The 6078-nt window shown below is 31.7% G+C and carries 7 protein-coding genes and 1 other RNA gene; 2 read left to right on the top strand and 6 right to left on the bottom strand.

The window, feature by feature from the left end:
* Positions 1–280 precede the first annotated feature (280 nt).
* The 3 genes from Q0807_RS17755 to ssrA form a co-directional block, all read right to left on the bottom strand.
* Positions 281–718: a PaaI family thioesterase gene (locus tag Q0807_RS17755; RefSeq protein WP_028284032.1), complete on the bottom strand. Its 438-nt coding sequence runs from the start codon at positions 716–718 to the stop codon at positions 281–283.
* A gap of 149 nt (positions 719–867) precedes the next feature.
* Complete coding sequence (locus Q0807_RS17750; protein ID WP_299112371.1) at positions 868–1311, bottom strand: hypothetical protein; 444 nt, start codon at positions 1309–1311, stop codon at positions 868–870.
* A gap of 310 nt (positions 1312–1621) precedes the next feature.
* Positions 1622–2017: a transfer-messenger RNA gene (gene ssrA / locus Q0807_RS17745) on the bottom strand.
* 248 nt (positions 2018–2265) lie between these two features.
* On the opposite strand from ssrA, the gene Q0807_RS17740 reads away from it, so the two are divergent.
* Both Q0807_RS17740 and Q0807_RS17735 read left to right on the top strand, forming a co-directional pair.
* Positions 2266–3468, top strand: coding sequence for an NAD(P)-dependent oxidoreductase (locus Q0807_RS17740; RefSeq protein ID WP_299112369.1), 1203 nt, complete (start codon positions 2266–2268; stop codon positions 3466–3468).
* Complete coding sequence (locus tag Q0807_RS17735; RefSeq protein WP_299112367.1) at positions 3458–4252, top strand: SDR family oxidoreductase; 795 nt, start codon at positions 3458–3460, stop codon at positions 4250–4252. The genes Q0807_RS17740 and Q0807_RS17735 overlap by 11 nt, the downstream gene beginning before the upstream one ends.
* Positions 4253–4539: 287 nt before the next feature.
* On the opposite strand, the gene Q0807_RS17730 is transcribed toward Q0807_RS17735, so the two are convergent.
* The 3 genes from Q0807_RS17730 to Q0807_RS17720 form a co-directional block, all read right to left on the bottom strand.
* A complete protein-coding gene (locus tag Q0807_RS17730; protein WP_299112365.1) occupies positions 4540–4950 on the bottom strand; it encodes a hypothetical protein in 411 nt (136 codons plus the stop codon).
* A 61-nt stretch (positions 4951–5011) separates the two neighbouring features.
* On the bottom strand, positions 5012–5677 hold the full coding sequence (locus tag Q0807_RS17725) for a DUF1361 domain-containing protein (protein ID WP_299112363.1): 666 nt from the start codon (positions 5675–5677) through the stop codon (positions 5012–5014).
* A complete protein-coding gene (locus Q0807_RS17720) occupies positions 5674–6072 on the bottom strand; it encodes a DUF2809 domain-containing protein (RefSeq protein WP_299112361.1) in 399 nt (132 codons plus the stop codon). The genes Q0807_RS17725 and Q0807_RS17720 overlap by 4 nt, the downstream gene beginning before the upstream one ends.
* Between the last annotated feature and the right edge of the window lie 6 nt (positions 6073–6078).

Below are 6078 nucleotides of genomic sequence, written 5' to 3'. Positions count from 1 at the left end.
GAACTGTTCGGCTTTAGGTTAAGGTTTTGATGGCTTAAAATTCCAGTTTTGGTTACGCTGAGTTATTGAAGCCAACGGTTTGTGTAAGAATAGTAAGGGATTTCGAAGGACTGAACTTTCAATTTATCACTTAGCCAAATTTGCAATTTTTTCTTTAATTAATAGACATGCAAAATTGTAAATTTTGCGGACTTTGTAAAATGCACTTCACTTTGGGATAAGCACTAAAACCCTTATTATTTTTACACTTTGTTACCTGTAGGCTATTTTGTTTCAGTTCCTATTTTTCCGTTGATTTGTTAATTCGTATGAAATTATATACGCCTTTTCCTTCTGCAATTAATTCATCATTCTGAAAGGCTTTCATTTTCGTTACAAGTATTCTATTACCTAACCTAACTATTTTACCTTCCACAATTATTTCAGATGCTTCAGCACCTTTTAAATAATCTATTCTTAAATCAATAGTTACTAATTTATCTTCCAATGACGTAAAGTGAGTGCTTCCTGCAATACCACCAACAGAGTCCATTATTGTAGCAATAATTCCTCCGTGCCACCTGTTTGTTCTCATATCTCCAACAATTTCATCTCTAAAGGGAACTTTAACTTTTACAAACCCTTTTTCAAGTTCCAATAATTTTAGTCCTAAAAATTTATGAACTGGAATACCTTCTTCAATTATTTGTTTAATAAATCCTATGTTTTTTTCTATCATTTATTTTGATTCTAATTATTGTTCTTGGCTTACAGGTAACGGTTCGTATAACCGCAGTTACGGGTTAAATTAGTGATTATTTTCGGTTTGGCACTGACTTTAGCAATTCCGAGTGGATTCGGACGTAGTCGAATCCGCCGTAATTGCGGTTATACATTGTTGTGTGTAGTGTTTTTTTCATTCAGCATTCTTTTTAATTTATTCGCAAATTGATTTTGTCTTATTAATGCTATAATCCAATTCATTCCGAAAAGCCACAAAAAGAAAACTATTCCAATCCAATAACTCTGAGATATTAATCCGAAAAACAGAGCCATTACAGAAGTAATATAAAACATTCTGACTACAGAAAAAGAATATTCAATTTTTTTCAGATTACCATCTAATTTTAAATATCCTTTATCTATAGGAGCCATTAAATGCCATCTTCCTTGTCCGTTAAAAAAAGAATTTTCAAATTCAATTTTCAAATCAGAACGATGTATTCTGTCAATTTTCAATCGTATCAATTCTTTTTCAATTTCGTCAAAGATTTGTCTACTTTCAGATTCTGAATTTAATACTCGTTTATATTTTATGTTCAGAGGAAACAAGGTTCTTTTTAATTTTATTTCATTCTCCGCGAATGATTGGTTTACATTACACACAACACTTATATATACGCAAGTGCTCCATCAAATGTAATAAAAATAATTTAATGCTGTATCGCAATAGGAGTCTTATTTTCAATAAGTTATTGATATGCGTATAATGTATATAATTTTCTGAATAATTAAAATTTAAGACATTTTTGATATTCAAAATACGAACATTTTTATTATGAGAAATTCACCCAAAATACAACGTCGCATAACCCCAAAGAAAAGCCTTGCAAATTAATTATTTGCAAGGCTTAATGTTTAATTGTGGAGTCGGAGAGAATCGAACTCTCGTCCAAACAAGTAACCAAAGGGCTTTCTACACGTTTATTCTTTTCTTAGGTTTTCGATTGTAAGCTGGTTAAAGACAACCCACTTACAACTTAGCTTCTTAATCTCGAAAAGGCATCAAAGCTCTACCTAATCTTAGTCAATTTTTACGATGTCTCAAAAAAGAACGCCACTAACCAAGGCTTTCTGGAGACATTTAGCCTTCCTACCTAGTAGAAATGAGCACAAATCTTACTATAATTCAGATTATGCAGCTAAAGCGTAGTTATTCTCGCCGTTTAAAATTTGGTCTAGCCTTTTAGGTGTTTCAATGCCATTACACCACGTGCTTACCATTTACTTAATCTCGCTGTCAAAACCAGTCGACCCCATTTTTAAATGATAATAATTAGTTGGGCGTTTCTCTACTTCGCATAAGCTCCATAGAGTCAGGCTTTCGCAACTCGCTTTTTTTGAAGAAAAATCAAAAAAGAGCTCAAACAGATTGCTCAATCCTTAACGCAGATTGCAAACTTACAAAAAAAGTTGTGCAACCTCATAAATCCTTTTACTTTAGTGCAAAAATTATTCCAAATTAAATTCTGACATTCGTTGTCAGTTTCTTAAACACTAATTAGCATGACATTCGCCATCATAAAAGAACGTAAAAATCCACCAGACAGACGTGTGGTTTTTTCTCCAGAACATTTAGCAGAAGCAAGAACTCAGTTTCCCGAGGCAATATTTATTGTAGAATCTTCGGATATAAGGATTTTTTCTGATGAAGCTTATGCCAAATTAGGATTTAAAGTTCTCAACGATGTATCTCATGCAGATGTAATGATTGGTGTAAAAGAAGTGCCTATCGAGAATTTAATTCCAAATAAAAAATACTTCTACTTTTCTCACACTATTAAAAAGCAACCTTACAACAGAAAGCTTTTAGTAGCTATGCTAGAGAAAAATATAGAAATGTTTGACCATGAGACTATCGTTAAAAAAAGTAACGCAAGGCTTATAGGTTTTGGTCGTTATGCAGGTTTAGTAGGTGCTTACAATGGTTTTAGAGTTTTAGGGTTACGAGATAATTTGTTCACCTTACCAAAAGTAGAAACCTTAGCAGATTTAGATGCTGTAAAGGCCCAATTAGATAAGATTACAATACCAAATATTAAAATTTTACTTACCGGAACCGGTAAAGTAGCTCATGGTGCAAAAGAAATTTTAGACCATTTAGGCATTAAACAAATAAGTGATGCGTTATACTTAACAAGCCAGTTTACAGAACCAGTTTACGTTATGGCAGATGTTATGGAATATGCAAAACGAAAAGATGGCAAAGTAGGCGATAAGTTTAAATTTTATAATGACCCATCAGGTTACCAAAGTAATTTTATGCCTTACGCTAAAGAAACGGATTATTTTATTGCTGGACATTTTTATGGCAATAATGCACCATATTTATTTACAAGAGAAGATGCCAAGCATCCTGATTTTAGAATTAATTTGGTGGCAGATATTTCTTGCGATATTGATGGACCTGTAGCAAGTACCATTAGACCGTCTACCATTGCAGACCCATTTTATGGCTACGATGCCAAAACAGAAAAGGAAGTCGCCTTTAATGCAAAAAATGCTATTACCGTAATGGCTGTAGATAATTTACCATGCGAATTGCCAAAAGATGCCAGTGAAGGATTTGGAGAAACGTTTTTGCAACACGTCATTCCTGCATTTTTTAATAATGATGAAAATGAAGTTTTAAAACGTGCTAAGATTACAGAAAACGGAAAATTAACGAAACGATTTTCTTATTTGCAGGATTATATTGATGGAAAATAATAAAACAAAAACAGCTCTAGTTACAGGTGCCGCTTCTGGCTTAGGTTTTGAGTTAGCTTTGCTATTAGCTAAAGATAACTATAATCTAATTCTAATAGATATTGATGCAGAAAGGTTAGATGAAGCAGAACGTAACATTTTAAAAGATTACCAAACAAATATTACCTTAATGGTAAAAGATTTAAGCTTAGAAAATATAGCTCAAGATATTTATGCTAATCTTAATAATGCTAAAATAGATGTAATTATAAACAATGCAGGTTTTGGTATGTTTGGTAATTTTTGTGATTCTGATTGGGAGCGCGATTCGCAAATGTTAAATCTACATATTTTAACTACGACTCATTTATTAAAACTCCTTTTGCCAGATATGGTAAAACGTGGTTCTGGTAAAATTCTTAATTTATCATCATTAGCAGCATTTCAACCTGGTCCATTAATGGCATTATATTATGCTTCAAAAGGTTATATTTTATCTTTTTCAGAAGCGATTTCAAACGAATTAAAAGGAACAGGAGTAACGGTAACTGCCTTATGTCCAGGACCAACAAAAACGTCATTTCAAAGTGTGGTCTCAGAAGATGCTGCAGAAAATAAGATAGCTTTTAATATGGCTTGCCCAAAAGAAGTGGCACGTTATGGTTATAATGCCATGCTAAAAGGAAAAGTTGTTGCAATACCAGGTACAATTAATAAGTTCTTATCGGTATTACCAAGAATCTTAACACGCAATAGAACCCGTAAAATAGTTAGGAAAATTCAAGATAAAAATAGAGCGTCTTAGTAAGTTTAAAGTGGTTTATATGTAATTATACTTAGACTTTTATCTATTAAGTTTACGTATTGATAATTAATATTGTCTAGTTTGTCAAATTCACCATTTTTATTGGTGTCACAAATACTTTTATAGTATAACCTGTTCAATTCTGGTATAACTTTCCAATAGGCGATTTTGGCTAAACCTGGTGTTAGCTTTTTTTAATTTTCACCATCAATTGTACTGCTGTAGAGTGCTTCAACATCATTAGAATCTATTTTTGAATTCTTATTAGTATCTTCATCTCTTATGGTTTAAACCATATATTGTAACCCTGTTTGTTGTCTTATGTCATCAAGAAATCTAACCGAAGTAATTTCTACAATCTTATCAGTTAAAGACGTCATTTTTTCTGAATTAAGTTGCTGAAATTTAAGATTACTAAATTCGCCTTTAATAGAGAAATTATTATAATTAGAATAATAGGTGCTACTTCTGTTACCTGAATAACTTGTGAATCTAGAGCTATACTCTGTAATATAGCCAATAGGATGAATTAAATAATCAGTACTACCAATCACAATAGGTAAATCTGCAATTTCAATTTTTGTTCTATCTTTTTCTACTGTAGTTTCAATAGTGTCGTCAAGACTTATTGGTTTTGATTTGTCCTCACAACTTATTATCGATAATGCAAAAGCAAAAATTAAAGTGAAATGTTTCATTTGTAAGAATTTTAATTTTGTAAAAGTTGCCAGTTATAGTGCGGCTAAGAATTATTTACTCTTAATTGCTTTCTAATGTATTCAAATTTCTAAACAACCAAAAGCCAACCACTAAAAACATACCAAATCCTATGGTAAATAACCATGCTTCATAATGTTGAAAAGGGGCAATGAAGATATTTACAATATCCTTGAAGAGTAATTGTGGTTCACTAATAATTTCCCAAGAATTGTATCTTAAAAAACGTCCCAAATAGACTCCAAATCCGCATAAAAATAGAATTACCGTTGTTATGGCTTTTAAAGGAAGCTTTTCAAAATTTAATTTAATGAGACGTTGCATATCTATTATAGATAAATAAAATAAGAATAATCCACTCAAAGCAAACGATAAAACCACTAAAACATCGAGCCAAATTAAGGAATCATTTCCCACTCTAATATGAATAAGGTCGGTTACAATATATGGTGCGTTGGGTAAGAAAGCTAACCAAACTAAAAAGCCTATACCAAGTGTTAATTTGCTTAAATTTTGCTTTGTGCTGAGATACATGGTTACAGCATAAGGTATAATGGCTAAGAAGACATTCCATATTAAAAACAAAAAGAAAAAAGACTTGTTTAGTTTTATTCTAACCATGAGTGAAACAACACTAAATACTAAGGCAACACTAATAAGTGATAAAGTTTTGAATTGAGTTTGAATAACTTTTTTTATGATGCTCATAGTGTAATATTTTGAATGGAATTATATCTTAAAATTGATTTTTCAATCAACATCACAGTCACAATACCTAAGGTGTAAGCCACTAAATCTGTAAACTGAAAAGTACTACCAAATATGAGTTTTGCCGTGTAACTATGTTGTAAATTAAAGTAGGTTAAGAAAGGCGTGAGTTGAAGAAATTCTATGGCAAAAGCAATTAAGAGGACGACTAAACTAGAGGCCCAAACACTCATGTTAGTGCATCCTCTGATAATTGCATATAATAAAATAACCACAAGGTAATCACCAAATGTGTGACGTATAAATCCGGTTTTTAACGTGAAAGCAATTGCTAATTCTACAAGGAAAAGAAAGTGGGCTAGCCCTAAATAATATTTATTGAATTGTAGTTTCATGAGGTT

This window comes from uncultured Winogradskyella sp. (assembly GCF_947495255.1).
Taxonomy (GTDB): Bacteria; Bacteroidota; Bacteroidia; order Flavobacteriales; family Flavobacteriaceae; genus Winogradskyella.
The sequence above is the reverse complement of the archived record's forward strand: the minus strand, read 5'-3'. Positions and strand labels throughout refer to the sequence as shown.